This is a genomic window from uncultured Sphingomonas sp. (genome assembly GCF_913777625.1).
Classification (GTDB): Bacteria; Pseudomonadota; Alphaproteobacteria; order Sphingomonadales; family Sphingomonadaceae; genus Sphingomonas.
The window spans coordinates 91,818-117,156 of the sequence record NZ_CAJYTI010000039.1; the positions used below are offsets into that span (position 1 = coordinate 91,818).

The 25,339-nt window shown below is 69.0% G+C and carries 20 protein-coding genes; 11 read left to right on the forward strand and 9 right to left on the reverse strand.

From position 1 onward, the window contains the following. Positions 1 to 8 precede the first annotated feature (8 nt). The 4 genes from QZ814_RS17815 to QZ814_RS17830 all read right to left on the reverse strand — a co-directional run bounded on the left by QZ814_RS17815 (position 9) and on the right by QZ814_RS17830 (position 5,090). On the reverse strand, positions 9 to 1,205 hold the full coding sequence (locus tag QZ814_RS17815) for an aspartate aminotransferase family protein (RefSeq protein WP_294334771.1): 1,197 nt from the start codon (positions 1,203 to 1,205) through the stop codon (positions 9 to 11). A 131-nt stretch (positions 1,206 to 1,336) separates the two neighbouring features. After that, on the reverse strand, positions 1,337 to 2,755 hold the full coding sequence (locus tag QZ814_RS17820) for a patatin-like phospholipase family protein (RefSeq protein WP_294334773.1): 1,419 nt from the start codon (positions 2,753 to 2,755) through the stop codon (positions 1,337 to 1,339). A gap of 68 nt (positions 2,756 to 2,823) precedes the next feature. Continuing rightward, complete coding sequence (locus tag QZ814_RS17825; RefSeq protein WP_294334776.1) at positions 2,824 to 4,188, reverse strand: HD domain-containing phosphohydrolase; 1,365 nt, start codon at positions 4,186 to 4,188, stop codon at positions 2,824 to 2,826. A gap of 62 nt (positions 4,189 to 4,250) precedes the next feature. Further along, the gene (locus QZ814_RS17830) at positions 4,251 to 5,090 is read right to left on the reverse strand and encodes an ABC transporter permease (protein ID WP_294334778.1); all 840 of its coding nucleotides are present in this window, start codon (positions 5,088 to 5,090) and stop codon (positions 4,251 to 4,253) included. 52 nt (positions 5,091 to 5,142) lie between these two features. On the opposite strand from QZ814_RS17830, the gene QZ814_RS17835 reads away from it, so the two are divergent. The 3 genes from QZ814_RS17835 (at position 5,143) to QZ814_RS17845 (ending at position 9,384) form a co-directional block, all read left to right on the forward strand. Beyond that, entirely contained in the window at positions 5,143 to 5,856 is a 714-nt protein-coding gene (locus QZ814_RS17835; RefSeq protein WP_294334779.1) for a GcrA family cell cycle regulator, read from the forward strand. A 214-nt stretch (positions 5,857 to 6,070) separates the two neighbouring features. Then, positions 6,071 to 8,047 (forward strand): DNA topoisomerase IV subunit B, encoded by a 1,977-nt coding sequence (gene parE / locus QZ814_RS17840; protein WP_294334782.1) that lies wholly within the window; start codon positions 6,071 to 6,073, stop codon positions 8,045 to 8,047. A gap of 131 nt (positions 8,048 to 8,178) precedes the next feature. After that, complete coding sequence (locus QZ814_RS17845; protein ID WP_294334785.1) at positions 8,179 to 9,384, forward strand: hypothetical protein; 1,206 nt, start codon at positions 8,179 to 8,181, stop codon at positions 9,382 to 9,384. A 7-nt stretch (positions 9,385 to 9,391) separates the two neighbouring features. Here QZ814_RS17845 and QZ814_RS17850 read toward each other — a convergent pair whose 3' ends face one another. After that, positions 9,392 to 11,446 (reverse strand): TonB-dependent siderophore receptor, encoded by a 2,055-nt coding sequence (locus QZ814_RS17850; protein WP_294334787.1) that lies wholly within the window; start codon positions 11,444 to 11,446, stop codon positions 9,392 to 9,394. 49 nt (positions 11,447 to 11,495) lie between these two features. Between QZ814_RS17850 and QZ814_RS17855 the strand changes: the two genes are divergently transcribed. Further along, a complete protein-coding gene (locus QZ814_RS17855; protein WP_294334789.1) occupies positions 11,496 to 12,653 on the forward strand; it encodes a heparan-alpha-glucosaminide N-acetyltransferase domain-containing protein in 1,158 nt (385 codons plus the stop codon). On the opposite strand, the gene QZ814_RS17860 is transcribed toward QZ814_RS17855, so the two are convergent. The 3 genes from QZ814_RS17860 to QZ814_RS17870 are packed head-to-tail and all read right to left on the reverse strand — an operon-like array spanning position 12,648 to position 14,273. Continuing rightward, positions 12,648 to 12,908 carry a hypothetical protein gene (locus QZ814_RS17860; protein ID WP_294334790.1) on the reverse strand — a complete coding sequence of 87 codons (261 nt, stop codon included), beginning with the start codon at positions 12,906 to 12,908 and terminating at the stop codon, positions 12,648 to 12,650. The genes QZ814_RS17855 and QZ814_RS17860 overlap by 6 nt on opposite strands. Then, positions 12,887 to 13,456 (reverse strand): GNAT family protein, encoded by a 570-nt coding sequence (locus QZ814_RS17865; protein WP_294334791.1) that lies wholly within the window; start codon positions 13,454 to 13,456, stop codon positions 12,887 to 12,889. Before QZ814_RS17865 ends, QZ814_RS17860 begins: the two co-directional genes overlap by 22 nt. Then, the gene (locus QZ814_RS17870; RefSeq protein WP_294334792.1) at positions 13,443 to 14,273 is read right to left on the reverse strand and encodes a TIGR00266 family protein; all 831 of its coding nucleotides are present in this window, start codon (positions 14,271 to 14,273) and stop codon (positions 13,443 to 13,445) included. Before QZ814_RS17870 ends, QZ814_RS17865 begins: the two co-directional genes overlap by 14 nt. 292 nt (positions 14,274 to 14,565) lie before the next feature. Between QZ814_RS17870 and QZ814_RS17875 the strand changes: the two genes are divergently transcribed. The 5 genes from QZ814_RS17875 (at position 14,566) to mmsB (ending at position 20,527) form a co-directional block, all read left to right on the forward strand. Further along, entirely contained in the window at positions 14,566 to 16,065 is a 1,500-nt protein-coding gene (locus tag QZ814_RS17875; RefSeq protein WP_294334793.1) for a CoA-acylating methylmalonate-semialdehyde dehydrogenase, read from the forward strand. Positions 16,066 to 16,252: 187 nt separating this feature from the next. Next, positions 16,253 to 17,398: an acyl-CoA dehydrogenase family protein gene (locus QZ814_RS17880; RefSeq protein ID WP_294334795.1), complete on the forward strand. Its 1,146-nt coding sequence runs from the start codon at positions 16,253 to 16,255 to the stop codon at positions 17,396 to 17,398. A 292-nt stretch (positions 17,399 to 17,690) separates the two neighbouring features. Further along, entirely contained in the window at positions 17,691 to 18,731 is a 1,041-nt protein-coding gene (locus QZ814_RS17885; protein WP_294334819.1) for an enoyl-CoA hydratase/isomerase family protein, read from the forward strand. Positions 18,732 to 18,743: 12 nt separating this feature from the next. Then, entirely contained in the window at positions 18,744 to 19,520 is a 777-nt protein-coding gene (locus QZ814_RS17890; RefSeq protein ID WP_294334797.1) for an enoyl-CoA hydratase, read from the forward strand. Between the two features lie 131 nt (positions 19,521 to 19,651). Continuing rightward, on the forward strand, positions 19,652 to 20,527 hold the full coding sequence (gene mmsB / locus QZ814_RS17895) for a 3-hydroxyisobutyrate dehydrogenase (protein ID WP_294334799.1): 876 nt from the start codon (positions 19,652 to 19,654) through the stop codon (positions 20,525 to 20,527). A 157-nt stretch (positions 20,528 to 20,684) separates the two neighbouring features. On the opposite strand, the gene QZ814_RS17900 is transcribed toward mmsB, so the two are convergent. Then, positions 20,685 to 22,712: a thioredoxin family protein gene (locus QZ814_RS17900; protein ID WP_294334801.1), complete on the reverse strand. Its 2,028-nt coding sequence runs from the start codon at positions 22,710 to 22,712 to the stop codon at positions 20,685 to 20,687. An 80-nt stretch (positions 22,713 to 22,792) separates the two neighbouring features. Between QZ814_RS17900 and QZ814_RS17905 the strand changes: the two genes are divergently transcribed. Both QZ814_RS17905 and QZ814_RS17910 read left to right on the forward strand, forming a co-directional pair. Further along, positions 22,793 to 24,433 carry an alkaline phosphatase family protein gene (locus QZ814_RS17905; protein WP_294334804.1) on the forward strand — a complete coding sequence of 547 codons (1,641 nt, stop codon included), beginning with the start codon at positions 22,793 to 22,795 and terminating at the stop codon, positions 24,431 to 24,433. A gap of 129 nt (positions 24,434 to 24,562) precedes the next feature. Continuing rightward, positions 24,563 to 25,339, forward strand: coding sequence for an SDR family oxidoreductase (locus tag QZ814_RS17910; RefSeq protein ID WP_294334806.1), 777 nt, complete (start codon positions 24,563 to 24,565; stop codon positions 25,337 to 25,339).

Genomic DNA, 25,339 nt, shown 5'->3' on the forward strand with positions numbered 1-25,339 from the left:
TTGAGTCCTCAGGCCGCGGCGGGCACCGCGAAGCTGCGCGCGCCGGCGCTCAGCTTGTCGATCGCCTCGGCGATGTGGCTTTCGTCGATCACCAGCGGCGGCAGCACGCGGAACACGTTCTCGCCCGCCGCCACGGTCAGCAGCCCGTGATGGTCGCGCAGATGGGCGACGAAGTCGCGGCTCACCACCGTGTCCTTCATCTTGATGCCGAGCATCAGCCCCTTGCCGCGAATCTCCTCGAACAGGTGATCATGGTTGGGGATCATCTGCTCGAAGGCCTGGCGCAGCCGCTCGCCCATGCGGGTGACATGCTCGAGGAAGCCTGGCTCCTCCATCACGTCGAGCACCGCCATGCCGGCGGCCATGCCCAGCGGGTTGCCGCCATAGGTGGAACCGTGCGTGCCGGCGACCATGCCCTTGGCCGCTTCCTCGGTGGCGAGGCAGGCGCCGAGCGGGAAGCCGCCGCCGATGCCCTTGGCCGAGGTCATGATGTCCGGCGTGATGCCGTAATGCTCATAGGCCCACATCTTGCCGGTCCGGCCATAGCCGCACTGGATCTCGTCGAGGATCAGCAGCAGGCCGTGCGCGTCGCACGCCTTGCGCAGGCCCTGGATGAACTCGGGCTTGCCCGCGGTCATGCCGCCCTCGCCCTGGATCGTCTCGACCAGGAAGCCGGCGGTCTCGCCGTCGATCTTGGCGAGCGCACCTTCCAGATCGTTGAACGGCACATAGTCGAAGCCCGGCAGCAGCGGCTCGAACCCGTCGCGCATCTTGCCCTGGTCGGTCGCCGAGATCGCGCCCAGCGAGCGGCCGTGAAAGGCGTTCTTGAACGTGATCAGCTTGTGCCGCTGCGGGTTGCCGTTGACGTAATGATAGCGCCGCGCGACCTTGATCGCGCACTCGATCGCCTCGACGCCCGAGTTGGTGAAGAACACCGTGTCGGCGAAGCTGTGCTTCAGGATGCGCTCGGCCAGCGCCTCGCCCTGGGGCGAGCCGTAGAGGTTCGACACGTGCATCAGCGTGGCGGCTTGGTCGGCGATCGCCTTCACCAGATGCGGGTGGCCATGGCCCAGCGCGTTGACGGCGATACCGGCGGCGAAGTCGAGATAGCGTTCCCCTCGTTCCCCGATCAGGTAGCAGCCCTCGCCTCGCACCGGCCGCACACCGCACCGCGGGTAGACGGGCATGAGCGGGGTGATGGTCATGGGAACAATACTCCTTACGAGAAAAAGGGTAGGAAAACTCCAGAAACGCAAAAGGGCGACCTATCCGGGCCGCCCTCTCGCATAATTAGAGCCGGTTGGCCCCGCAGGTCAACCTGCCTTTATGGCGGTGCCTAGGGCTGTGCCGGCACCCGGTGGTTCCATTGCTGGGTGACGCCCCGGCTGCGGCCGTAATCGGCGGTGCAGGCCATATACCAGGGATAGAATTGCATCGGCTTGGCCAGGGCGTCGATCGCCTGCCACTGGGCGCAGGTCTTGCCGTTGAAGACATGGTCGTCGGGCTGCTCGCCGCCCGGCGCCGCCGTGAGCGACGCCATCCGCAGCCAGCCATAGCGCAGCCCCAGCTCCTCCACCTGCGCGGCGGAGAAGCTGTAGACCTGTGTCTCGAGCAGATCGACCGCGCGCAGCGCCGCCGTCACCGCCGACCAGCGCTGCATCGGCGCACCGTCGCTGGTCCAGGTGCCGGGGTTCATCGAGGTGTTGACCATCAGCGTGATCTCCGCCGTGCCGCCCGAGCCCGCAGCTTCGAATGCGCGGAGCTGCGGCTGGAGGAACATGCCGAAGCGCGCGCCGCCATCCATGTACATCTCGGTCGTCGCCGGGTTCTGCAGCGTCACCGGCGGCACGCCGGGCGGGACCGAGGACGACGCGAGCAGCGCATCGACATAGCAGCCATGGATCCGCTCCTCGTCCGCCACCGACAGGCTGTGCGACGCCATCGGCGCGACCAGCGCGGTCAGGTCGATCGAATAGGCCTTGCCGTCGTCGAGATTGCTGACGCCGACGAGCAGCCGGCGATTCTTCTGCCCCTCCTCCGCGACGAGACGCAGCGTCTCGAGGCTCATGATCTTGAGCAGCCGGGCGCGCAGCGGTCCGAAGGTCGCGCTCGATCCTCGGAGCACCGCCCCCAGCCCGGCGCCGCCGGCGCGCACGCGCAGCAGATCGGCTTCCTTGAGGATCGAATAGGCGAGCACGAGATCGCCGACATTGGAGGTGCCGGGTTTCACCACGAAGCCGGTATCGCCTTCCTGCCCGGACAGCGGTCCGTCGACCCAGGCCGGATAGTCGCGGTCGCCCGGCACCCGCTGGTTGGCGAGGAACAGCAGCGTGCTCTGCAGCGATCCGGTGCTGACGCCGGTGACGATATCCCAGCTGGGCAGCGCCCCCGCCTGCGCCTGGCCGTAGAAGAAGCCCGCGCCGAACGCGCCGTGCTGGCCCCCGCCGCTCAGCGCGAGGAACCGGTCGGGCTCGACGGCCAAGGCCCTCAGCTCGGGCGTTGCGGCGAGCGGCCCCCGTTTGCTCCGCCGGCGCGCGCGCAGCGCGTCGGCCAGCGGGTCGTCCGTCGGAGCACCGGCGCGCAGCAAGGCGTTTTCGGTGGCAGGGTGCCGCAGTCGCGCCTGCCATTCGGGCGTCACGTCGATCGGCCGCATCGCATAGTTGCAGCCCTGGATCGGCTTGGGACGCGGCTGGCTGCAAGCGGCCAGCGACAGTCCTGCTGCCGCAAACAGCGCCAAGGAACGCAGCAATTTCATGGTATTCCCCCGTTTCTCGGCACCCGCCCCCGCGAGTCCCGGACCGCTATCTTAGCGCGAAACGGTTTTTACTTCGTAACGATTTCGCTGAGCGCGGCGAAACAGTCGCCGTCGATCGCCTTGCCCACCTCGCCCGCCATGATGCCCAGCGCCTTCTCCACCGGCATGGCGGCGCGATAGGGGCGATCGGCGGTGAGCGCGTCGTAAAAGTCGCATACGGTGATGATCCGCGCCTCGCGGGCGATCAGCATCGCGTCGAGCCCCAGCGGATAGCCGCGCCCGTCCAGCCGCTCGTGATGCGCGCCCGCCACCGCCGCCATGTCGCGCAAGGGACCGATCCGCGAGAGGATGGCGGTGGTGTGCGCGGCATGGCTGCGCATCTCCTCCCATTCGCCGTCGTCGAGCTTGCCGGGCTTTTCGAGCACCCGGCTGCTCACCGCCAGCTTGCCGACATCGTGGAGCATCGCGCCGCGCTTGAGCGTCCGCAGGTCCGCGCCGCCCAGCCCCATCGCCGCGCCCAGCGCCCCGGCATAATAGCCTACCCGGCCCGAATGCCCGCCCGTATAGGGGCTCTTGGCGTCGATCACCGCGCCGAACGCCGCGGCAATGTCGTCGAGATAGTCCTCGTCCACCGCGACGCGCTGTTCCGCGGGCTCGAAGGCGCGGACGCGTGTTTCGAGAGCGGGGTGGGTGACCTCTGCCCAGAAGGCGGGATCGCGGGCGAGCGCGACGAAGCATTGCGCCAGTGCCGGCTCGAACCAGCTGCCCGATCGCGCGCGGACTTCCTCGATCGCGGCGTCCGCCCCGGCGGCGGCGTGGAACACGTCGGCGATCTGGGCGAGCAGCGCGAGGCGCGCCGCCAGCGGAATCGCGTCGCCGCGCAGGCGCAGCGGCTTGCCGGTGCCGTCCCAATGCTCGTCGAGCCCGGCGATCGCCTGCGCTACCGGCTCGGGAAAGCGGAGCTGGCGGGCGATGTCCGCGCCGCGGGTGCAGCGCGTCTGGATCAGGTCGGTGACGACGGCATTGCCGTCGCGCAGGATGGCGAGGATCGCCTTGGCCCGGGCGCCGAGCGGATGCCCGCGTCCCGTGCGGCGGAACACATAGTTGAGCGTCGGCGCGAGGCCGACCGCGAGCAGCTTGTGCTCCTGCTTCACCTGGCGGTCGTCGGCCAGATACAGCTCGGCGATCCGCGCGGCGTTGCTGCTGCAGCCCAGATCCTTGAGCAGCGTGGCGTAGTAGATCGTGCGTCGCTCTGCGGCCGGCAGCTTCAGCGCCACCGCCATGCGGCTGGCGATCCAGCAGGCGCGCAGCGCATGCCCCTCGGGCTGCCCCTCGGTCAGGTCGAGCGCGTAGGAAAAGGCGCCGAGAATTTCCGCCAGCGAGGTGGTGCCGTCGCTGCTTGTGTCGAACTGGCCGGCGTGCTGATGGAGCATGGATGCGCTTCCTCTGGGAAGCCCAAGCCCTTAGCCTGCAGCCGCTTAAGCCTTGGTTTCGCTCAGCTCTTAATTTTCCAGCCGCGCCGCAGCAGCCCGTAGCAGAACAGCCCCAGCACCACGTCGAGCGCCAGGATCACGAGGCTGCCGACGAGGATCGGCGAATCGGCGACGCCGAGGAAGCCGTAGCGGAAGCCGGAGATGATGTAGAAGAACGGGTTGGCATGGCTGATCGCGCGGAACACCGGCGAGAGATTCTCGACCGAGTAGAAGGTGCCCGAGAGCAGCGCGAGCGGCGCCACCACGAAGTTGGTCACCGCCGCGGCATGGTCGAACTTCTCCGCCCAGATCGAGGTCATCACCCCCATCAGCGCGAGGAACAGCGAGCCGAGAAAGCCGAACCACAGCACCGCCCAGAAATGTGCCGGGAAGACGTGGACGCCCCACAGCGCCATCGCCAGCCACACCGTGCCGCCGACGCAGAAGGCGCGCGTCACCGATCCGCCGGCAAGCGCCGCCAGCATCTCGCCGGTCGACAGCGGCGGCATCAGATAGTCGACGATCGTCCCCTGGATCTTGCCGACCAGCAGCGAGAAGCTGGCATTGGCGAAGGCGTTCTGCAGCATCCCCATCACGATCAGGCCGGGCGCGATGAAATCGGCGTAATGAATCGAGACACCGTCGAGCGTCACCATGCGCCCGCCGCCACCCAGCGCGACGGTGAAGATCACCAGATACAGCAGGGTCGTGACCGCCGGCGCCCACACCGTCTGGAGCTGCACCTTGAAGAAACGGCGCACCTCCTTGATATAGAGGGTGCGCAAGCCTCCCCAGTTGACGTTGCGAATCACCGGAACGCCCGGCTCGGGAAGCTGTGAACCGATTTCGGGGTGGCTGCTCATGGCGCGATCGCGTACCCGCTGACGCCGCCGCCCGCAAGACGAAGGAACCGAAGTGAGCTGGACCGACGAGCGTATCGAAACGCTGAAGAAGATGTGGGACAGCGGCCTGACCGCGACGCAGATCGCCGAGGAACTGGGCGGCGTGTCGCGCAACGCGGTGATCGGCAAGGCCCACCGCCTCGGCCTCCCCTCGCGTCCCTCGCCGGTAAAGGCCAACGAAGCCAAGGCCGCCGCGGCCGCCAATGCGGCACCCGCCGCGCCGGCCGAGCCCAAGCCCGCGCCTGCGCCCAAGCCCGCCCCGGCCGCGCCGCGCGCCCAGGCCGAGGCGCCCGCCCCGGCACCCCGCGCCGCCGCCCCCGCGCCAGCCGCGCCGGCCCCGATCGACGACGAGGACGACGCCGAGCCGGCGGCCCCCCGCGCGCCGCAGCCGGTGCTGCGCTCGGTCGGCCCGGGCGGCTTTATCCGCCAGAATCCGGGCGAACAGGCCCCGCCGATCGCGCCCGCCCCGCCGCGCCGCCTGGTCCCCGCCAAGCCGAGCGAGGCGATCGCCGGCAAGACGACTCTGCTCGATCTCAACGACAAGATCTGCAAATGGCCGCTCGGCCATCCCGGCGAGCCGGACTTCCACTTCTGCGGCGACAAGGTGAACCCGGGCTTCCCCTATTGCGTCGAGCATTGCGGCCACGCCTATCAGGCGCAGCTCCCCCGCCGCGACCGTCGCCCGGCGCCGACCATGCCGTTCGGCGGCACCCCGCGGCCGCGGTGATTATCTAAGTTCCTCCCCGGAACGGGGAGGGGGACCAAGACGCGTGGCGGCTTGGTGGAGGGGGATCGCCGCAGGCGAGTCCGATGCGGACACCCCCCTCCACCACCGCCTTCGGCGGCGGTCCCCCTCCCCGTGCCGGGGAGGATCTATATGCTACCCTGCCGCGCGTAGCCCCGCCTTGCGCGGCAGGCCCCGCACCCCCTATACGTTCCGCATGTCCGAAGATCTCTTCGCTGCGCCCTCCGTCCCCTCCGGCACCTATGACGCCTCGTCGATCGAGGTTCTCGAGGGTCTGGAGCCGGTGCGGCGCCGGCCGGGCATGTATATCGGCGGCACCGACGAGCGTGCGCTCCACCATCTCGCCGCCGAAATCCTCGACAACGCGATGGACGAGGCGGTCGCAGGGCACGCCAACCGGATCGAGGTGACGCTGGCCGCGCCCAACCGCATCACCGTCGTCGACAATGGCCGCGGCATGCCGGTCGATCCCCATCCGCGCTTCCCGGACAAGTCGGCGCTCGAGGTGATTCTCTCGATGCTTCACTCGGGCGGCAAATTCTCGGGCAAGGCCTATGCCACCTCTGGCGGCCTGCACGGCGTCGGCATCTCGGTGGTCAACGCGCTGTCAGTGGACACGGTGGTCGAGGTGGCGCGCGACAAGCAGCTCTATCGCCAGCGCTTCAGCCAGGGCCAGACGCTGGGCCCGCTGGAGAAGCTCGGCGGCACCCCCAACCGGCGCGGCACCAGCGTCGCCTTCACCCCCGATCCCGAGATCTTCGGCGAGATGCTGTTCAAGCCGGCGCGGCTGTACAAGCTCGCCCGCTCCAAGGCCTATCTGTTCGCCGGCGTCGAGATCCGCTGGAAGTGCGATCCGTCGCTGATCACCGACGACACGCCCGCCGAGGCGGTGTTCCAGTTCCCCGGCGGCCTCGCCGATCATCTGAAGGAGCAGGTGGGAACACGCGAATGCGCCACCGCCGATTTCTTCGCGGGCACCCAGGAATTCCCTGATTCGCAGGGCCGCGTCGAATGGGCCGTCGCCTGGCCGCTGTGGAGCGACGGCAGCTTCAGCTGGTATTGCAACACCATCCCCACCCCCGATGGCGGCACCCACGAACAGGGCCTGCGCCAGGCACTGGTGCGGAGTCTCCGCAGCTTCGCCGATCTGGTCGGCAACAAGAAGGCCAAGGATCTCAGCCCGGACGACGTCGTCACCGGGTCCGAGGTGATGCTCTCGGTGTTCATCCGCGAGCCGCAGTTCCAGAGCCAGACCAAGGACCGCCTGACCAGCCCCGAGGCGACCGCGCTCGTCGAAAAGGCGGTGCGCGACCATTTCGACCATTTCCTCACCGACAATATGGAGCGCGGCAAGGCGCTGCTCGGCTATGTGCTGGAGCGGATGGACGATCGCCTGCGCCGCAAGCAGGAGCGCGAGGTCAAGCGCAAGTCGGCCACCTCGGGCCGCAAGCTGCGCCTGCCGGGCAAGCTCACCGACTGTTCGGCCGACAGCCCCGAGGGCACCGAGCTGTTCATCGTCGAGGGCGATTCGGCCGGCGGCTCGGCCAAGCAGGCGCGCGACCGCAAGACCCAGGCGATCCTGCCGATCCGCGGCAAGATCCTCAACGTGGCGAGCGCGACCTCGGCCAAGATCCTCGCCAACCAGGAAATCGCCGACCTGATTCAGGCGCTGGGCTGCGGCACCCGCAAGGACTGCGACGCGACCCAGCTGCGCTACGAACGCATCATCATCATGACCGACGCCGATGTCGACGGCGCGCATATCGCGACGCTGTTGATGACCTTCTTCTTCCAGGAAATGCCGGACCTGGTGCGCAAGGGGCATCTCTACCTCGCCCAGCCGCCGCTCTACCGGCTGACGGTGGGATCGAAGAGCCTCTATGCCCGCGACGACGCGCACCGCATCGAGATCGAGAAGACCGCGTTCAAGGGCAAGAAGGTGGAAGTCAGCCGGTTCAAGGGTCTCGGCGAGATGAACCCGAACCAGCTCAAGGAAACCACCATGGATCCCAAGACGCGCGGGATGCTGCGCGTGACGCTGCCGCAGGAATATGAGGAGCGTGCCGGCGTGAAGGACCTGGTGGACCGGCTGATGGGCAACAATCCCGCCCACCGCTTCGCGTTCATCCAGGAAAATGCGGCGCGGCTCGACGACGAGGTGATCGACGCCTGAGGCCCGGCAACTGCCGGAGAGCTTGACCGGTACTGGTCGGGACGGCCCCGGACCGCCTCCCCCGAGCCCTCGACATGAAGGCATGTCGCGGGCTATTCTTGCGCCCATACGCGTTCAGGGGAATCGGTATCATGCGTCTACTGGGGATGACGGCAATCGCGGCAGCCGCACTCGCCGCGCCGGCATCTGCGCAGGACGCGCAGCAGGGCGCGCAGCAGGGCGCGGAGATCGTCGTCACCGGCTCGCCGCTCGACGAAACCGCCCGCCGCCTGGCCGCATGCCTGGAGCGTCATTGTCCGCCGAAGGAAGATATCGACGCGTCGCTCGCCCATGCCGAGAACCAGTTCGTCGCCGGCGACTATGCCGGGGCTCGCAGCACGCTGTCCAAGTCGGTCCGCCGCAACGAAGGCTATCGCCGTACGCTGCCGGTGGAAGTCTCCGATCTCCAGCGCGCCTATGGCCGCATGATCGACGTGGGCGGCCGGCCCGATAGCGGGCGGATCGTCCAGATCGATTCGCTCGACAGCCTGAAAGCCGGGCTCGATCCCAAGGATCGCCGGGTGTTCCTGCAGCGGACGCTGGTGGCGGATCAGTTCGCCCAGAACGGCCGCCCACGCGCCGCCGAGGACATCTACGTCAAGGTCGAACGCGAGGCCGCGGCGGCGGGCTTGCCGCAGGTTTCGGCCTATGCGCTGCTGCGGCGGGCGAGCCTGCTGGGGGCGCTTGCGACGTACCAGCCCGAATACAAGTCACGCTATCATGCCCTGCTCGATCGGCTGGAGACGCTGCCGGGCGACGACATGCTCCAGTTCCGCCTCTCCGCCACGGTACTTCGGGCAGCGGATGCGGCACGGCGCCACGACGATGCGGGACTCGATTCGATCGTCGCGGGCATCGACGCGCGCCAGTTCCCGCGTCCCTATCTGCTGTACGCGCCGACGATCCTGATCGGCGATATCGGCCCCAGCAAGATGCCGCTGAGCGGCGCACCGATCCCGCCCCATTGGGCGGACTTCCGCATCACCATCCGGCCGGACGGGCGGGTGGAGAGCGCGGAGATCCTCCGCCAGACGCCGGACCTCGAGAAGCGCTGGATCCGCAAGATCAACGAGAGCGTGCTGCACCGGCGGTACACGCCCTATACGCCGGGTGCGGGTGCCGCGCTGGCCACCCGCATCGAGCGGTTCTCCTTCGTCCAGGACTGGTCGAACAACGACGGGCCGCAGTCGAACGGCTCGCGGATTCGCGGGCAGAAAGCGGACATCCGCCTAGCCTGGATGGACCTGACGCCCCCGGATGCCCAGCCCTCCCCGCCGCCCAAGGGCGCGGGGAGCTGAGCGCGCCTCAATAGGCGATCCGTACCGATCCGCGTACGGTGCGCGGGGCACCGGGGTAGACCCAGAGGCTGCTGTACGAGCTCATCGCATAGCGCGCATCGAACAGGTTATCGGCCTCCAGCCGCACGCTCACGCGGCGCGAGAAGGCATATTCCGCCGCAGCCTTCGCCTTGACATAGGCCGGGAGCGTGAGCCCGCTGCCGTCGATCGCGCCGGTGCGGTCGCCGACATAGGCGAGGCCGCCGCTCACCGACGGTCCCCGCCCGTCCGCATCGAGGAAGCGACCGAGCAGGAACACGGTGCCCGCATGCGCCGGCACGTCGAGGACCCGGTCGGTCGCGAAGCTGCGGTCGAGCGTGCGGGCATGGGTCCAGGCATAGTTGGCGACGAGTTGCCAGTGGCGGGCGAGCTTCACCGATCCGTCGAATTCGATGCCATGGCTCTTCAGCCGGCCGACCGGCGCGTTGAAATTGGGATCGACCGGATCGTTGGTCAGGATGTTGCGCTTCTCGATGGCGAACCAGCTGACCGACACCTCCACCCCCGGCAGCCGCGCCGAGGCACCCAGCTCATAGCCCTTCCCCATTTCCGGCGCGAAGCCGGCGCCGGTGCGCCCGGTGCCGGAGTTGAGCACGAAGTTCTCGCCCCAATTGGCATGCAGCGCGAAACGCGGATCGAGCCGATAGTGCGCGCCGACCCGGAAGTTGACCGGATCATCCACCGCGCGGCCCACCGCGCCGGTACGGTTGTTGGTGATGCGCTGGCGATAGGGATCGTAGCGCACCGCCCCGCTCAGCGTCAGCCGATCGGTCACTTCCCACAGGTCCTGCGCATAGAGCGTCGCCGCCCAGCGCTTCTCGCGATTGTCGGTGAAGGGCGCGAGCGGCAGCGCGGTGGCGCCATAGACCGGCGCGAACACGTCGATCGCATAGGGCGCCGCGGCGCTGGGGCTGCGGCGGAGCAGCAGCTCGTGATAGTCGAGCACATAGCCCTTAACGCCGACGCTCAGCTGGTGGCGGGCGACCCGGCCGGTCAGCTCCATCCGCGCCGAGACGTCGTCCACCGTATAGCCGCGCTGGCGGCGCTGACGCCACAGGCTGGTGCCGACCAGCCGCGACTGGTCCGCCGAGAAGCCGTTCAGCGATCCCGTCCGCCACGCCACGCCGCCGTTCAGCGCCCAGCCGCCGCCCAGCACCACTTCGCCGGTCAACTGGTGGCGTTCGTTGCGGAAGCGGGTGACGCCGTTCGCCGGCTCGCCGAAATAGCGGTTGCGCGGCAGGGCGTTGGCGTCGCCGGCGATGGCAGGGATGCCGCGATCGAACGGGGTGTCGAATCGGGTGATCTCGCCGACATAGGTGAGCCGCACGCCATCGGACGGCCGCCAGGTGACCGAGGGCGCGATCGTCCGCCGCTGGAGCGAGACGAAATCGCGCCAGCCGTCGCTGTTCTCCACCGCGCCGGCCAGACGCACCGCCAGCGTGCCGGTGATCGGCTGGGTGAGGTCCAGTTCGGCGCGCTTGGTGTTGAACGAACCATAGGTGAGCGTCGCGCTACCCGTTGCGGTGGTCCCCGGCGTCTTGCTGACCAGATTCACCCGGCCGCCCGGATCGGCATCGCCGAACAGCGCGCCCATCGGCCCTTTCAGCAGCTCGATCCGCTCGGTCGTGGCGGGATCGCGCGGCGGCGCCATGCCGCGGTTGGCGAGGAAACCGTCGACATAATATTCCGCGCCGCCGTCGGGCGTTCCCAGAAAGCCGCGGATCGCGAAATTATCCATCACGCCACCGCGGTTGTTCTGGTTGCTGACCCCACTGACCAGCTCCAGCGCGTCCGCCAGGCGATAGCTGCCGGCGGCGGTCAGCAGGTCCCGCTCCAGCACCCGGCTCGATTGCGACATGCGCTCGGTCGCCGGATCGGCGGACAGCGTGCGGTCGGGCTTCTTCGCTGCGGTGCCGAGCACGACAATGTCCTGGCCGGCCGCATCGGCCTCGGGATCGCGCTCGTCGGCGGCGGCGGGAAGGATCGCGCCCAGCGAAAGCAAGGCGGCCGTGGCGAGTGTCACGCGCAAAATGGGTTGCCCTTTGTGTAATGTTGTATCATTGCGCTGCAATATGAAGCAGACATTGTCAACCGGTGACAGCGCCTCGCCCCGCCCCCGCATCCGCTCGATCGACGCCCTGCGCGGGCTGGTGATGCTGCTGATGCTGGTCGATCACACCCGCGAATCCTTTTATTCGACGGTGCCGGTACCCGATCCGCTGGGCACGGACACGCCGACTGCGCTGTTCCTCACCCGGCTGACCGCGCATTTCTGCGCGCCGGTGTTCGTGCTGCTCACCGGGCTCGGCGCTTGGCTCTATGCCGAGACGCGCGGCGGCGCCGCGGCGGCGTCGGACTTTCTGTGGAAGCGCGGGCTGTTCCTGGTCGTGCTGGAACTGACGCTGGTCAACTTCGCCTGGGGCTTCGATTTCACCCCGCCGATGCTCTATTTGCAGGTGATCTGGGCGATCGGGCTGGCGATGCTCGCGCTGGCGGTGCTGGTCCACCTGCCGCGCCCGGCACTGATCGCGATCGGGCTGGGAATCGTGCTGGGGCACAATCTGCTCGACGGCGTGCACGTGGCGCGCGAACCGGGTCATGCGATATGGGCAGTGCTGCACGAGCGCACCGTCTTCGACCTGCCCTGGGGCCAGCGCCTGCGGATCAGCTATCCGCTGCTGCCGTGGATCGGGGTCATCGCGCTCGGCTATGCGCTCGGACCCTGGTTCGCCGCAACGATGGGCGGGACGACGCGGCGACGCCGGCTGGTGCGGCTCGGCCTTGCCGCGCTGGCGCTGTTCGTGCTGCTGCGCGCGACCAACGTCTATGGTGACCTCCACCCCTGGCGGGCGGGCGCGGACGCGCTCGGCACCGCGCTCCAGTTCGTCAACCTCACCAAATACCCGCCTTCGGCCGATTTCCTGCTGGCGACACTGGGCGTGGGGCTGATCATGCTCGCCGCGTTCGAGCGGCTGCCCGACCGCGCCGCCGCGCTGCTGGCGGTACTGGGCGGGGCGCCGCTGTTCTTCTACCTGCTCCACCTCTACCTGCTGGGCGGGCTGAACCAGCTGGGCCGCCTGTTGCTGGGCGTGCCGGGGCCGGTGAGCGTCCCCAATGTCGCCGCGCTGTGGCTGCTCGCGGCGACGCTGGCAGTCCCCTGCTGGTTCGCCACCCGCGCCTTCGGCCGGATCAAGCGGCGGAGCAGCGCCTGGTGGATGCGCTACCTATAGGTCGCCGCGCATCCGCCGCTGGTGGTATTTCACCCGTACGGTGACGCCCAGCACCATCAGGAAGAAGGCGAGGCCCAGCACCGCCGCCGGCACCGCGACGGGCATCGGCAGCACCCGGGCCCGGAGCGCCGCCAGCAGCGCGCCGAGCACCGCCAGCCACACCGCCCCCATCCGCAGCGGCCGCGCGATCTGCTTCAGCTCGGCCTTGTAGGCGGCGCGCTCGGCGGGATCGTTCAGGTTCGGCGGGGTCGGCATGTCCAGTCTTCCTTGAGCAGCCCGTAGAGCGTCGTGTCGCGGATGCCGATATGGGTCTCCCATTCGGCCCGCAGCACGCCCTCCAGCCGGAAGCCCAGCCGCTCGAGCAGCCGGCGCGAATACACATTGTCCGGGTCCGTGTCCGCAAAAACCCGCCGATAGTTCTCGGCCAGGAAGAGCTGGTCGAGCACCAATGTCAGCGCCTCGGCGGCGATGCCCTTCCCCCAATGCGGCCGGGCGAGCAGATAGCCGATCTCGCTAACCTGCGCGCGCTTCTCGTTGACCGCGACGAAGCCGATCGCGGCATCGTCTCCGGCCAGCGTGATCGCCCAGTGGCGCCAGTCCTCGTCGTCATCCTCGGCGAACCATGCGCGGGTCTGCGCCAGATCGGCATGGGGCGCGTGGCTCCACCAGCGCATCAGCTCGGCATCGGCATAAGCCGGGTGGAGCGCGTCCGCATCCTCGGCGACGAGCGGGCGCAGCCGCAGCCGTTCGCTGGTCAGGACGGGCGTGTCGGGCGCGTCGCCCGCGGGCTCAGCGATTGCCACCGATGAAATCACCCAGCCCGCCCAGCACCGATCCCTCGCCGCGATTATGGCCGCCGCCATTGGCCGCCGCGAGCATCCGCCCCGCCAGCCGCGCAAAGGGCAGCGATTGGATCCACACTTTGCCCGGGCCCCGCAGCCGGGCGAAGAACACGCCCTCGCCGCCGAAGAGCATGCTGCGCACCCCGCCGACCGAGACGAGGTCGAAGTCCACCGACGGCGTCAGCGCCGCGAGGCAGCCGGTATCGACATGGAGCTCCTCGCCCGGGGCGAGTTCGCGCTCGACGATCGCGCCGCCCATATGGACGAACACCCAGCCATCGCCGTCGAGCCGCTGCATGATGAAGCCCTCGCCGCCGAACAAGCCGGTCATCACGCGGCGCTGGAAGGCGATGCCCATCTGCACGCCCTTGGCGGCGGCGAGGAAGGCATCCTTCTGGCAGATCAGCGTGCCGCCGATATCGGCGAGGCGCAGCGGCACGATCGCGCCGGGCGTCGGCGCGGCAAAGGCGACGCGCGCCTTGCCGCTGCCCTGGTGCGTGAACACGGTGGTGAACAGCCCCTCGCCGGTGACCAGCCTTTTGCCGGCGCCGAGCAGCTTGTCCATGAAGCCGCCGCCGGCGTTGCTGCCGTCGCCGAACACGGTCTGCATGGTGACGGGCGCATCCTTCCACACCATCGCGCCGGCCTCGGCCACCGCGCTCTCGCCGGGATCGAGCTCGATCTCGACGAACTGGAGCTCCTGGCCCTTGATCTCGAAATCGATGTCGTCGGCATAGCCGTCGCGGCGCGTGTGCGACCAGGGGCTCATCGGCGGCATGACTCTCTCCTGCATGTGGTGCAGCGGCGTACTACACCAAAGACCTTTGGTCGCGAAAGCCTCCGCCACCCGCGCGCCGTCATTCCCGCGAAGGCGGGAATCCATTTGCCAGGACGCCGGGGATTGCGCCGCAGCGTTCCCACCAATGGATCCCCGCCTGCGCGGGGATGACGCGAGAGGGTAGGTCAACCCGTCCCGAACGCCCGGGGTGACATCGCAAAGGCGCTGTGCCATTGCGCAATTTAATTACAACAGATGAGTCGGCGTTCAGCCGATCCGCAGGAGAGTAGCAATGCGTGTCATCGACCATGTGATCGCAGGAGCGGAAGGGGCCGGTGCCGGCCGCCGCTCGGACGTTTTCGACCCCAATAGCGGCGCCGTGCAGGCGCAGGTGACGCTGGGCACCGCCGCCGATCTCGACCGCGCCATCGCCGCCGCGATGGCGGCGCAGCCGGGCTGGGCCGCGACCAACCCGCAGCGCCGTGCCCGCGTGATGTTCCGCTTCAAGGAACTGGTCGAGGCGAACATGGACGCGCTCGCCCATATGCTCTCCTCCGAGCACGGCAAGGTGATCGCGGACTCGAAGGGCGACATCCAGCGCGGGCTCGAGGTGATCGAGTTCGCCTGCGGCATCCCCCACGCGCTCAAGGGCGAGTACACCCAGGGCGCCGGCCCGGGCATCGACGTCTATTCGATGCGGATGCCGCTCGGCATCGGCGCGGGGATCACCCCGTTCAACTTCCCGGCGATGATCCCGATGTGGATGTTCGGGGTGGCGATCGCCTGCGGCAATGCGTTCATCCTCAAGCCCTCCGAGCGCGACCCTTCGGTGCCGGTCCGCCTCGCCGAGCTGATGCTGGAGGCGGGTGCACCGGAAGGCATCCTGCAGGTGGTGCAGGGCGACAAGGAAATGGTCGACGCGATCCTCGACCACCCCGCGATCGGCGCGGTGAGCTTTGTCGGCTCGTCGGACATCGCCCATTATGTCTATCAGCGCGGCGTCGCAGCCGGGAAGCGCGTCCAGGCGATGGGCGGCGCCAAGAACCACGGCATCGTCATGCCCGACGCCGATCTCGACCAGGTGGTGGCCGATCTCTCCGGCGCAGCGTTCGGCTCGGCCGGCGAGCGCTGCATGGCGCTGCCGGTGGTGGTGCCGGTCGGCGACAAGACCGCCGATGCGCTCCGCGAAAAGCTGATCCCGGCGATCGAGGCGCTGCGGGTGGGTGTCTCCACCGATGCCGAGGCGCAGTACGGCCCGGTGGTCAACGCCGCGCACAAGGCCCGCGTCGAGAACTGGATCCAGACCGGCGTCGACGAAGGCGCCGAGCTGGTGATCGACGGCCGCGGCTTCCAGCTGCAGGGGCATGAGCAGGGCTTCTTCATCGGCCCGTCGCTGTTCGACCGCGTGACGCCGGCGATGAAGAGCTACCAGGAGGAGATCTTCGGCCCGGTCCTCCAGATCGTCCGCGCCCCCGATTTCGAGACCGCGCTGCGCCTGCCGAGCGAGCACCAGTACGGCAACGGCGTCGCGATCTTCACCCGCAACGGCCATGCCGCGCGCGAGTTCGCGGCGCGGGTCAATGTCGGCATGGTCGGCATCAACGTGCCGATCCCGGTGCCGGTGGCGTATCACAGCTTTGGCGGCTGGAAGCGCTCGGCCTTCGGCGACGTCAACCAGCACGGCATGGAAGGCGTCCGCTTCTGGACCAAGGTGAAGACCGTCACCCAGCGCTGGCCCGACGGCGGCGTAGGCGACGCGGCCAACGCCTTCGTCATTCCGACCATGGGGTGATGGGGGTGGTGGGCCTCCTCTCGATCCTCCCCGGCACGGGGAGGGGGACCGCGCGGCGCAGCCGCGTGGTGGAGGGGGACCTCCGCACCGAACTCCCTCGCTGCACTCCCCCTCCACCATTCGCTGCGCGAATGGTCCCCCTCCCCGTTTCGGGGAGGATCTTCCCAGATCCAACACGGCTGAACCCATGACCCACCAGTTCGACCTCACCGACGACCAGCGCCAGATCCAGGAGATGGCGCAGAAGTTCACCGCCGATGCGATCACCCCGCATGCGGCCGAATGGGACGAGAAGCACCTCTTCCCGCGCGAGACGATCAAGGCCGCCGCCGAGCTCGGCTTCGCGGCGATCTACGTGTCCGAAGAGTCCGGCGGCATCGGTCTCGGCCGGCTCGAATCGGCGCTGATCTTCGAGGCGATGTCCTATGGCTGCCCCTCGACCTCCGCGTTCATCTCGATCCACAACATGGCCGCCTGGATGATCGACCGGTTCGGCAGCCAGACGGTCAAGGACAAGTATCTTCCCAGCCTGGTCACCATGGACCGGCTGGCGAGCTACTGCCTCACCGAGCCGGGCTCGGGCTCGGACGCCGCCGCGCTCAAGACCCGCGCGGTGCGCGACGGCGACCATTATGTCGTCAACGGCTCGAAGCAGTTCATCTCGGGCGGCGGCGCAAACGACCTCTACCTCACCATGGTCCGCACCGGCGAGGACGGCCCCAAGGGCATTTCCTGCCTCGCGATCGAGAAGGACATGCCGGGCGTCAGCTTCGGCGCGCAGGAGCGCAAGCTCGGCTGGCACAGCCAACCGACCGCGCAAGTGATCCTCGACAATGTCCGCGTGCCTGCCGAGAACCTGATCGGTGTCGAGGGCGAAGGCTTCCGCATCGCGATGATGGGCCTCGACGGCGGCCGCCTCAATATCGGCGCCTGCTCGCTGGGCGGCGCGCAGCGCTGCCTCGACGAGACGATCCGCTACACCCAGGAGCGCCGCCAGTTCGGCAAGGCGATCGCCGACTTCCAGAACACCCAGTTCCTGCTCGCCGACATGGCGACCGAGCTGGAGGCGGCGCGCGCCCTGCTCTACCTCGCCGCCGCCAAGGTGACCGCCGGCACGCCGGACAAGACCCGTTTCGCCGCGATGGCCAAGCGGCTGGCGACCGACACCGGCTCGGCAGTCGTGGACCGCGCGCTGCAGCTGCATGGCGGCTATGGCTACCTGATGGACTATCCGATCGAGCGCTTCTGGCGGGATCTCCGCGTCCACTCGATCCTCGAGGGCACCAACCAGGTGATGCGGATGATCGTCGGCCGCGACCTGCTGAAGGACTGACGCGGAAAATGCTTTCCTACACCAGCATGTTTATGCTTCGTTCCGCCGCGTGCGCGGCAGCCATTGGGGAGGAAGCCGGGTTGATGTCGCTTTCCCGGAACTTTCGGAACTTTCGGGGCCCCGGAGATACCCTGCTTCCCCGCTACTCCCGCCGTCATCCCCGCGAAGGCGGGGATCCATTGGCGCTGATGTTGAGGCTCCTTCCCCCAGCGCACAGGCGAATGGATTCCCGCCTTCACGGGAATGACGAGGGTCTGTTGGAGCGCGTTGGTTTTGAAATCGCTCGGGGAGGATTGTGATGGACCTCCTCACCGCCATCGAAGGCCCGGTCGCCCGTCTCCGCCTCAACCGCCCCAAGGCACTGCACGCGCTCAACACCGCGATGTGCCGGGCGATGCTCGACGCGCTCGACGCGTGGGAGCAGGATGACGCCGTCCACATCGTGCTGCTCGACCATGCCGAGGGCCGCGGCTTCTGCGCGGGCGGCGACATCCGCATGATCGCCGAGAGCGGCGCGAGCGACGGTGCCGAAGCCGCCGACTTCTTCCGCCTCGAATACCGCCTCAACCACCGGCTGTTCACCTATTCCAAGCCGATCGTCGCGTTCGCCGACGGCATCGTGATGGGCGGCGGCGTCGGCATCTCGCAGCCGGCGCGCTACCGCGTCGCGACCGAGAACACCAAGTTCGCCATGCCCGAAACCGGCATCGGCCTGTTCCCGGACGTCGGCGGAGGCTGGTATCTCTCCCGCCTGCCCGGGCGGATGGGCGAATATCTCGCGCTGACCGGCCACCGGCTCGACGGCGCCGAATGCCTCGCGCTCGGCCTCGCCACCCAGTACCTGCCCGCCGAGGCGCTGGACTCCGCCAAGGCGCAGATCGCCACCGCCCCCGACAAGGTGCTGGCGATCCTCACCGACCTGTCGATCGAGCCGCCGATCGCGAAGATCCTCGCGCACTATGCCGAGATCGACCGGCTGTTCGCCGGCGAGACGGTGGAGGAGATCTTCGCCGCGCTGGAGGCAGAAGGCAGCGACTGGGCGACCGCCACGCTTGCCACGCTGCGCACCAAGTCGCCCCAGGCCTGCAAAGTCTCGCTGCGGATCGTCCGCGAGGGGCGCACCATGCCCGATTTCGCCGCCGAGATGGCGCAGGAATATGCCGTCGCCACCCGCGTCTGCCGCCTGCCCGATTTCGCCGAGGGCGTGCGCGCGGTGATCGTCGACAAGGACCATGCCCCGCGCTGGTCGCCAGCCACGCCGGAAGCGGTGGACAGCGCCGCGATCGACGCCATCTTCGCGCCCTTGGCCGCAGACGCGGCCTGGGCGCCCTGAACGGAGAAGCCCATGTCTTCCTACGAAACCCTCCTCGTCGAAGCGCGCGGCGCGGTCACGCTGATCACGCTCAATCGCCCCAAGGCGCTCAATGCGCTCAACAGCCAGGTGCTGCGCGAACTGCTCGACGTGATGCGCGCCTTCGATACCGACCCGGCGCAGGGCTGCGCGGTGCTGACCGGCAGCGAAAAGGCGTTCGCGGCCGGCGCCGACATCAAGGAGATGCAGGCGCAAGGGTTCGCCGACATGTACGGCCATGACTTCTTCGCCGGCTGGGACGCCTTCACCCGCACCCGCAAGCCGATCATCGCCGCCGTATCGGGCTATGCGCTGGGCGGCGGCTGCGAAGTGGCGATGATGTGCGACTTCATCCTTGCGGCGGACACCGCCAAGTTCGGCCAGCCCGAGATCAAGCTGGGCGTCTCGCCCGGCATGGGCGGCTCGCAGCGGCTGACCCGTGCGGTCGGCAAGGCCAAGGCCATGGAGATGTGCCTCACCGGCCGGATGATGGACGCCGTCGAAGCCGAGCGCGCCGGGCTGGTCAGCCGCATCGTCCCTGCGGCGGAGCTGGTGGAAGAGGCGGTCAAGACCGCCGCGACCATCGCCGCGATGCCGCCGCTGGCGGTGAAGGCGAACAAGGAGATGGTCAACGTCGCGTTCGAGACCAGCCTCGCCCAGGGCGTGCAGTTCGAGCGCCGCCTGTTCCACGCGCTGTTCGGCACCGAGGACCAGAAGGAAGGCATGACGGCCTTCGTCGAGAAGCGTCCGGGGAACTGGTCCGGGCGTTGAGGCACTGAACCACTCCCCCTCCCGCGTGCGGGAGGGGGCCGGGGAGTGGGCCCCCGGCATCCGCGATACCATCGCCTGTGGAGAGGGAGTGCCCACCCAGCCCCTCCCGCAAGCGGGAGGGGAGCTAAAGAATGGCACGCGTAGCATTTATCGGCCTGGGCAATATGGGCGGCGGCATGGCGGCGAACCTCGCCAAGGCCGGCCACGACGTCCGCGCCTTCGATCTGTCGGCAGAGGCGCTGGAGCGCGCGAAGAAGGCCGGCTGTCTGCCCGCCGCCAACGCCGCCGAGGCGATCGCCGGCGCCGAGGCGGTCGTCACCATGCTGCCCGCCGGGCGCCATGTGGAAGCGCTCTACACCGAGACGCTGCTCGACCATACCGAGCCCGGCGCGATCCTGATCGACTGCTCGACGATCGACGTCGCCACGGCCCGCCGCGTTGCCGAGGCGGCGACCCAGCGCGGGCTGCTCGCGGTCGATGCCCCCGTCTCGGGCGGGATCGCCGCAGCCACGGCCGGCACGCTTACCTTCATGGTCGGCGGGAGCGTCGCCGCGTTCGAGCGGGCGGAGCCCTATCTGAGCGACATGGGCAAGGCCGTGATCCATGCCGGCGCCGGCGGCGCGGGCCAGGCGGCGAAGATCTGCAACAACATGATCCTCGGCGCGACGATGGTCGCCACCTGCGAAGCCTTCGCGCTCGCCGAAAAGCTGGGGCTCGACCAGCAGCGCTTCTTCGACATCGCCTCGGTCTCCTCGGGCCAGAGCTGGTCGATGACGAGCTATTGCCCGGTCCCCGGCGTCGGCCCGGAAACCCCGGCGGATCGCGACTATCAGGGCGGGTTCGCCGCGCCCTTGATGCTCAAGGACCTCAAGCTGGCGATGGAAGCCGCCGCCAGCGTCGGCGCGCAGGTGCCGATGGGCGAGCGCGCCGAGCAGCTCTATGCCGCGTTCGTCGACGGCGAAGGCGCCGGTCTCGACTTTTCGGGGATCATCAAGACGCTGCGCTGAGAGGCTGTGTGTGGCTACACCGCTTTCCAACCTACCGCGTCATCCCCGCGAAGGCGGGGATCCATTGGCCTGTGCCTCACAGAAAGAGCTGCGCCGTCCTGGCAAATGGATCCCCGCCTCCGCGGGGATGACGGTGTTTGGGTGTCGGAGGCGTCCCTCACCCACCCTTGGCGCGGCTCGCCAGCAGGTCCTGGGTCAGGACCTGCGGCAGCACCTCCGGGGCATCCTGCCCGGGCTTGTACCAGAGATAGAGCGGCACCCCGGCGCGGTTGTGTGCCTCGATGAAGCGGCCGAGCGTCGCATCGCCGTTGGTCCAGTCGCCAACCAGCACCGCGACCTTGCCGTCGTGCAGCGCCTGCTCGACGGCCGCGGTCTCGATCACCGCCTTCTCGTTGACCTTGCAGGTCAGGCACCAGTCGGCGGTGAAATAGGCGAAGACCGGCCGCCCCTGCGCCCGCAGTTCGGCGAGCCGAGCCTCGCTGAACGGCTCGGCCCCGGCAATCGCCGCCGGCGCGCCGCCCGCCGGGGCCGGACGGACCAGGGCGACGCCACCCAAAGCGAGGAGCACCAACGGCACCGCCGGCAGCCAGGCGCGGCTGCGGCCCTTGGCCTGCCGGGCACCCGCCCACCACAGGCCGAGCGTCGCCAGCAGCGTGGCGGCGAGCCCGATAGTCATGCCGTCCACTCCCGCCTGTTTGCCCAGCACCCAGGCGAGCGCCAGCGCGGTGAGGAACATCGGGATCGACAGGATATGCCGCATGGTCGCCATCCAGGCGCCCGGCTTGGGCAGCTTGCGGCGGAAGGCGGGGACGAAGCCGAGCAGCAGGAACGGCAGCGCGATGCCGAGGCCGAGGCCGCCGAAGATCGCCAGCCCGGCAAACCAGGGCAGCACCAGCGCCGCGCCCAGCGCCGAGGCCATGAACGGCCCGGTGCACGGCGTGGCGATGAACGCCGCGAGCGCGCCGGTGGCGAAGGCACCGCCATGGCCCTTGCTCGCCGCACGATTGACGAAGGCGGGGGTGGTGATTTCGAACAGCCCGGCCAGGTTGAAGGCGATGGCGGCGACCAGCAGCAGCAGCACCAGGATCACCCGCGGGTCCTGCAGCTGGAAGGCCCAGCCCACTGTCGCCCCCGCCGCCCGCAGCCCGAGCAGCAGTCCGCCCAGCGCCAGGCACACCGCTACCACGCCGGCGGTATAGGCGAGCGCCTCGGCGCGCGGACTGCCTTGGTCGTCATTGGCCTTGGCGAGGCTCAGCGCCTTGAGGCTGAGGATCGGGAAGACGCAGGGCATCACGTTCAGGATCAGCCCGCCCAGCACCGCCGCGAAGAAGGCGCCGATCGCCGCCAGCCAGGGCGTCGCGGCGCTGGCGGGCTTGACCGGCGGCACCGCGCCCGGCCTGGCGGTGACGGTGAGGCCCTGCCCGTCGATTGCCAGCACGCCCTCCAGCGCAGCGGGGGCGGTGCGGGACTTGGTCTCGAGCACCAGCCGGTCGCCGTCGCGGGCCACCGTCTGCGGCGCGGCATACTCGACCGTGTTGGCGGTGAGCGGGTAGAAGTACACGTCCTTCGCCGCCGCGCCCGCCGGATAGGGCACCGCGATCCGCAGCGTGCCGCCTTCGGCCTGGAAAGTCGCCGGCGTGCTCAGCGGCTTGGGCAGCTTCGCCCGCCAGCCGTCGAACTTGGCGCGGGTCGCGGGATCGATCGCCCCGTCGCCGATGGTCAGGCTGGTCTCCAACGCCGCCTTCTCGGGCACGCACAGCGTATCGGTGCAGACCAGATAGTCGAGCTTGAGCTTGACCGGGAAACTGCCCGTCGCCCCCGCCGGTATGTGCAGCTTCGTCAGCCGGACGAAGGTGCCCTCATACACATAGTTCATCAGCCCGGCGATCAGCAGCCGCTGCGGCACCGGGTAGCGAAAGTCATCGGCCCGCGCGCCCGCCGGCAGCGTCCAATGCGCCTCGGCCGGCAGCCCGGCATCGCCGGGGTTCTGCCAATAGGCATGCCATTTCGGATCGGGCGTGGAGACCAGCGCCAGCGTCACGTCGCTCCCCGCCTTGGGGGTCGCCGTCTCGGCCACCAGTTCGCTGCGGACATGGGGCCCCTTGGCGAAGCCCTGCGCCGCCGCCGGCACGACGGTACCGAGGAGCAGGAAAAGCGACATCAAAGCGAAACGAAGCTGGGCCATGGCGCTGTCCTTGCCCAGTTCGCTGCGTTCGACAATAGCTGGGTGTACCAACGTCCACCCGTGCCCGGAGCCGGCCCCGAATGAAACTGCTTGCCCCCTTCGCCGCCGCCCTTGCGCTGGCTGCCACCCCCGCTCTCGCCCAGCAGAGCGCGCCCGCGCCAGCCCTGCCGGCAACGCCGCCCAAGCTGGTGGTGGTGATTTCGGTCGACCAGTTCTCGGCCGATCTGTTCGCCGAATATCGCAGCCAGTTCACCAGCGGCTTTGCCCGGCTGATGACCGGGGCGGTGTTCCCGGCCGGCTATCAGAGCCATGCCGCGACCGAGACCTGCCCGGGCCACTCGACGATCCTCACCGGCGACCATCCGTCGCGCACCGGCATCATCGCCAATGACTGGACCGATTTCGCCGCGCCGCGCGCCGACAAGCGCGTCTATTGCGCCGAGGACGAGAGCGTCCCCGGCACAAATTCGGACCACTATACCGTCTCCGACAAGCATCTGAAGGTGCCGACGCTCGGCGAGTGGATGAAGGCCGCCGATCCCCAGTCGCGCGTCGTCTCGGTCGCGGGCAAGGACCGCGCGGCGGTGATGATGGGCGGCCACAAGGTCGACGAGCTCTGGTGGTGGGACGGCAAGGCGTTCGTGTCGTACGCCGGCCGCACCGCCCCCGAGGCGGTGACCAGGATCAACGCCGCGACCACTGCGCGCATCGCCGAGGCGCAGCCCGCGCTCGACCTGCCGGGCTTCTGCAAGGCTCGCAGCCGCGCCATCCCGGTGAGCGCCACCCGCACCGTCGGCGACGGCCGCTTCGCGCGTGCCGCCGGCGATTCCAAGGCCTTCCGCATCTCGCCCGAGTTCGACGATGCGGTGCTGGCGCTCGGCGCCAAGCTCGCCACCGACATGAAGCTCGGCCAGCAGGGCCATACCGACCTGCTGATCCTCGGGGCATCGGCGACGGATTATGTCGGCCACACCTATGGCACCGAGGGCAGCGAGATGTGCCTGCAGCTCTTCTCGCTCGACCAGACGCTGGGCCGGCTGTTCGACGCGCTGGATCGGACGGGCGTCGACTATCAGGTGGTGCTGACCGCCGACCATGGCGGCCATGACCTGCCCGAGCGCCACCGCGAACATGGCGCGCCGACCGAGCAGCGCATCACCGCCGACGTGACCACCACCAACATCAGCCGCGCGCTGGCCGGCAAGCTGGGCCTGACAGGGCAAGTGCTGGTCGGCGGGCCGAGCGGCGACGTCTATGTCTCCCCCGCCGTGCCGCAGGCGAAGCGCGCCGCGGTGCTGGCCGAGGCCGTGAAGCTCTATGCCGCCAACCCGCAGGTGCAGGCAGTGTTCACCCGCGCGCAGATCGAGGCGACGCCGATCGTTCACACCCCGCCGGAGACCTGGACGCTGCTCGAACGCGCCCGCGCCTCGTACACGCCGGAGCGTTCGGGCGACCTGGTCGTCGCGCTCAAGCCGCGCGTCACGCCGATCCTGGATCCGGGCACGGGCAATGTCGCGACGCATGGCAGCTTCTGGGACTATGATCGCCGCGTGCCGATCCTGTTCTGGCGCAAGGGCATGACCGGCTTCGAACAGCCGCTGTCGGTCGAAACGGTCGACATCGCGCCGACGCTGGCCGCGCTGATCAAGGTGCCGGTGCCGGTCGAGATCGACGGCCGCTGCCTCGATATCGATGCCGGCGCGGGCGACAGCTGCAAGTAACGACACCCATCCCCAGGGCTTCCGCACGGGAGGCCCTGGGCAGATCCCCGATCGCCGCGCGGCGATCCGCCGGATCGCGCGTGAACCTCTGTACGCCCGCCTCGTTGAGCCATCCGATCGGAGGTTCTCATGGGTGCACTGGACGGCAGCGTTGCGCTGGTAACGGGCGGGGAATCGGGGATCGGCGCGGCCTGCGCGGCGGCATTGGCAACGGCCGGAGCCGAGGTCGCCATCCTCTACCATCAGGATGCAGCAGCGGCGGAGAGCGTGTGCGCGATCGTTCGGGCTGCCGGTCGCCGCGCCATTGCCGTGCAAGCGGATGTCGGGAACGAGGCGCAGGTAGGCAGGGCCTTCGCGCAAGCCCGCGACGCGATCGGGCTGATCGATCTCCTCGTCAACTCCGCGGGCGTCAACATGCACGGCATCCCCGTCGTCGACATGGATCTCGACCAGTGGCTGGGGACGATCCGTTCCGACCTGACCGGTGCGTTCCTTACCTCGCGGGCGTTCGTGCGCGGGCTGCGCGACGCCGGCAGACCGGGCCGCATCGTCAACATCAGCTCGATCCACGCGACCGCGGTGCGCATGGGCGGAGCCGACTATTGCGCCGCCAAGGCCGGGCTCGACAATCTCACCAGGACGATGGCGATCGAGTGCGCGCCGCTCCAGATCGGCGTGAATGCGATTGCGCCCGGCATGATCCTGACGCCGATGAACGCCAAAGCCGAGCGTGATCCGTCCTATCGGGCCGAAGCGGAGGCGCACATCCCCTGGGGGCGCGCGGGTCGCCCCGAGGAAGTTGCGGACCTTGCGGTCTTCCTGTGTTCCAGGTCCGCCCAGTATATCACGGGCGCGATCGTGACCATCGATGGCGGGCTGGTGCTCGAACAGGCGCTGGGGGCCTGA

Bases quoted from the DNA above. Each gene is read 5' to 3' on its own strand.
- QZ814_RS17815 (WP_294334771.1), bottom strand. From the start codon at position 1,205: ATGACCATCACCCCGCTCATGCCCGTCTACCCGCGGTGCGGTGTGCGG.
- QZ814_RS17820 (WP_294334773.1), bottom strand. From the start codon at position 2,755: ATGAAATTGCTGCGTTCCTTGGCGCTGTTTGCGGCAGCAGGACTGTCG.
- QZ814_RS17825 (WP_294334776.1), bottom strand. From the start codon at position 4,188: ATGCTCCATCAGCACGCCGGCCAGTTCGACACAAGCAGCGACGGCACC.
- QZ814_RS17830 (WP_294334778.1), bottom strand. From the start codon at position 5,090: ATGAGCAGCCACCCCGAAATCGGTTCACAGCTTCCCGAGCCGGGCGTT.
- parE (WP_294334782.1), top strand. From the start codon at position 6,071: ATGTCCGAAGATCTCTTCGCTGCGCCCTCCGTCCCCTCCGGCACCTAT.
- QZ814_RS17845 (WP_294334785.1), top strand. From the start codon at position 8,179: ATGCGTCTACTGGGGATGACGGCAATCGCGGCAGCCGCACTCGCCGCG.
- QZ814_RS17855 (WP_294334789.1), top strand. From the start codon at position 11,496: ATGAAGCAGACATTGTCAACCGGTGACAGCGCCTCGCCCCGCCCCCGC.
- QZ814_RS17860 (WP_294334790.1), bottom strand. From the start codon at position 12,908: ATGCCGACCCCGCCGAACCTGAACGATCCCGCCGAGCGCGCCGCCTAC.
- QZ814_RS17870 (WP_294334792.1), bottom strand. From the start codon at position 14,273: ATGCCGCCGATGAGCCCCTGGTCGCACACGCGCCGCGACGGCTATGCC.
- QZ814_RS17875 (WP_294334793.1), top strand. From the start codon at position 14,566: ATGCGTGTCATCGACCATGTGATCGCAGGAGCGGAAGGGGCCGGTGCC.
- QZ814_RS17880 (WP_294334795.1), top strand. From the start codon at position 16,253: ATGACCCACCAGTTCGACCTCACCGACGACCAGCGCCAGATCCAGGAG.
- QZ814_RS17890 (WP_294334797.1), top strand. From the start codon at position 18,744: ATGTCTTCCTACGAAACCCTCCTCGTCGAAGCGCGCGGCGCGGTCACG.
- mmsB (WP_294334799.1), top strand. From the start codon at position 19,652: ATGGCACGCGTAGCATTTATCGGCCTGGGCAATATGGGCGGCGGCATG.
- QZ814_RS17900 (WP_294334801.1), bottom strand. From the start codon at position 22,712: ATGGCCCAGCTTCGTTTCGCTTTGATGTCGCTTTTCCTGCTCCTCGGT.
- QZ814_RS17905 (WP_294334804.1), top strand. From the start codon at position 22,793: ATGAAACTGCTTGCCCCCTTCGCCGCCGCCCTTGCGCTGGCTGCCACC.
- QZ814_RS17910 (WP_294334806.1), top strand. From the start codon at position 24,563: ATGGGTGCACTGGACGGCAGCGTTGCGCTGGTAACGGGCGGGGAATCG.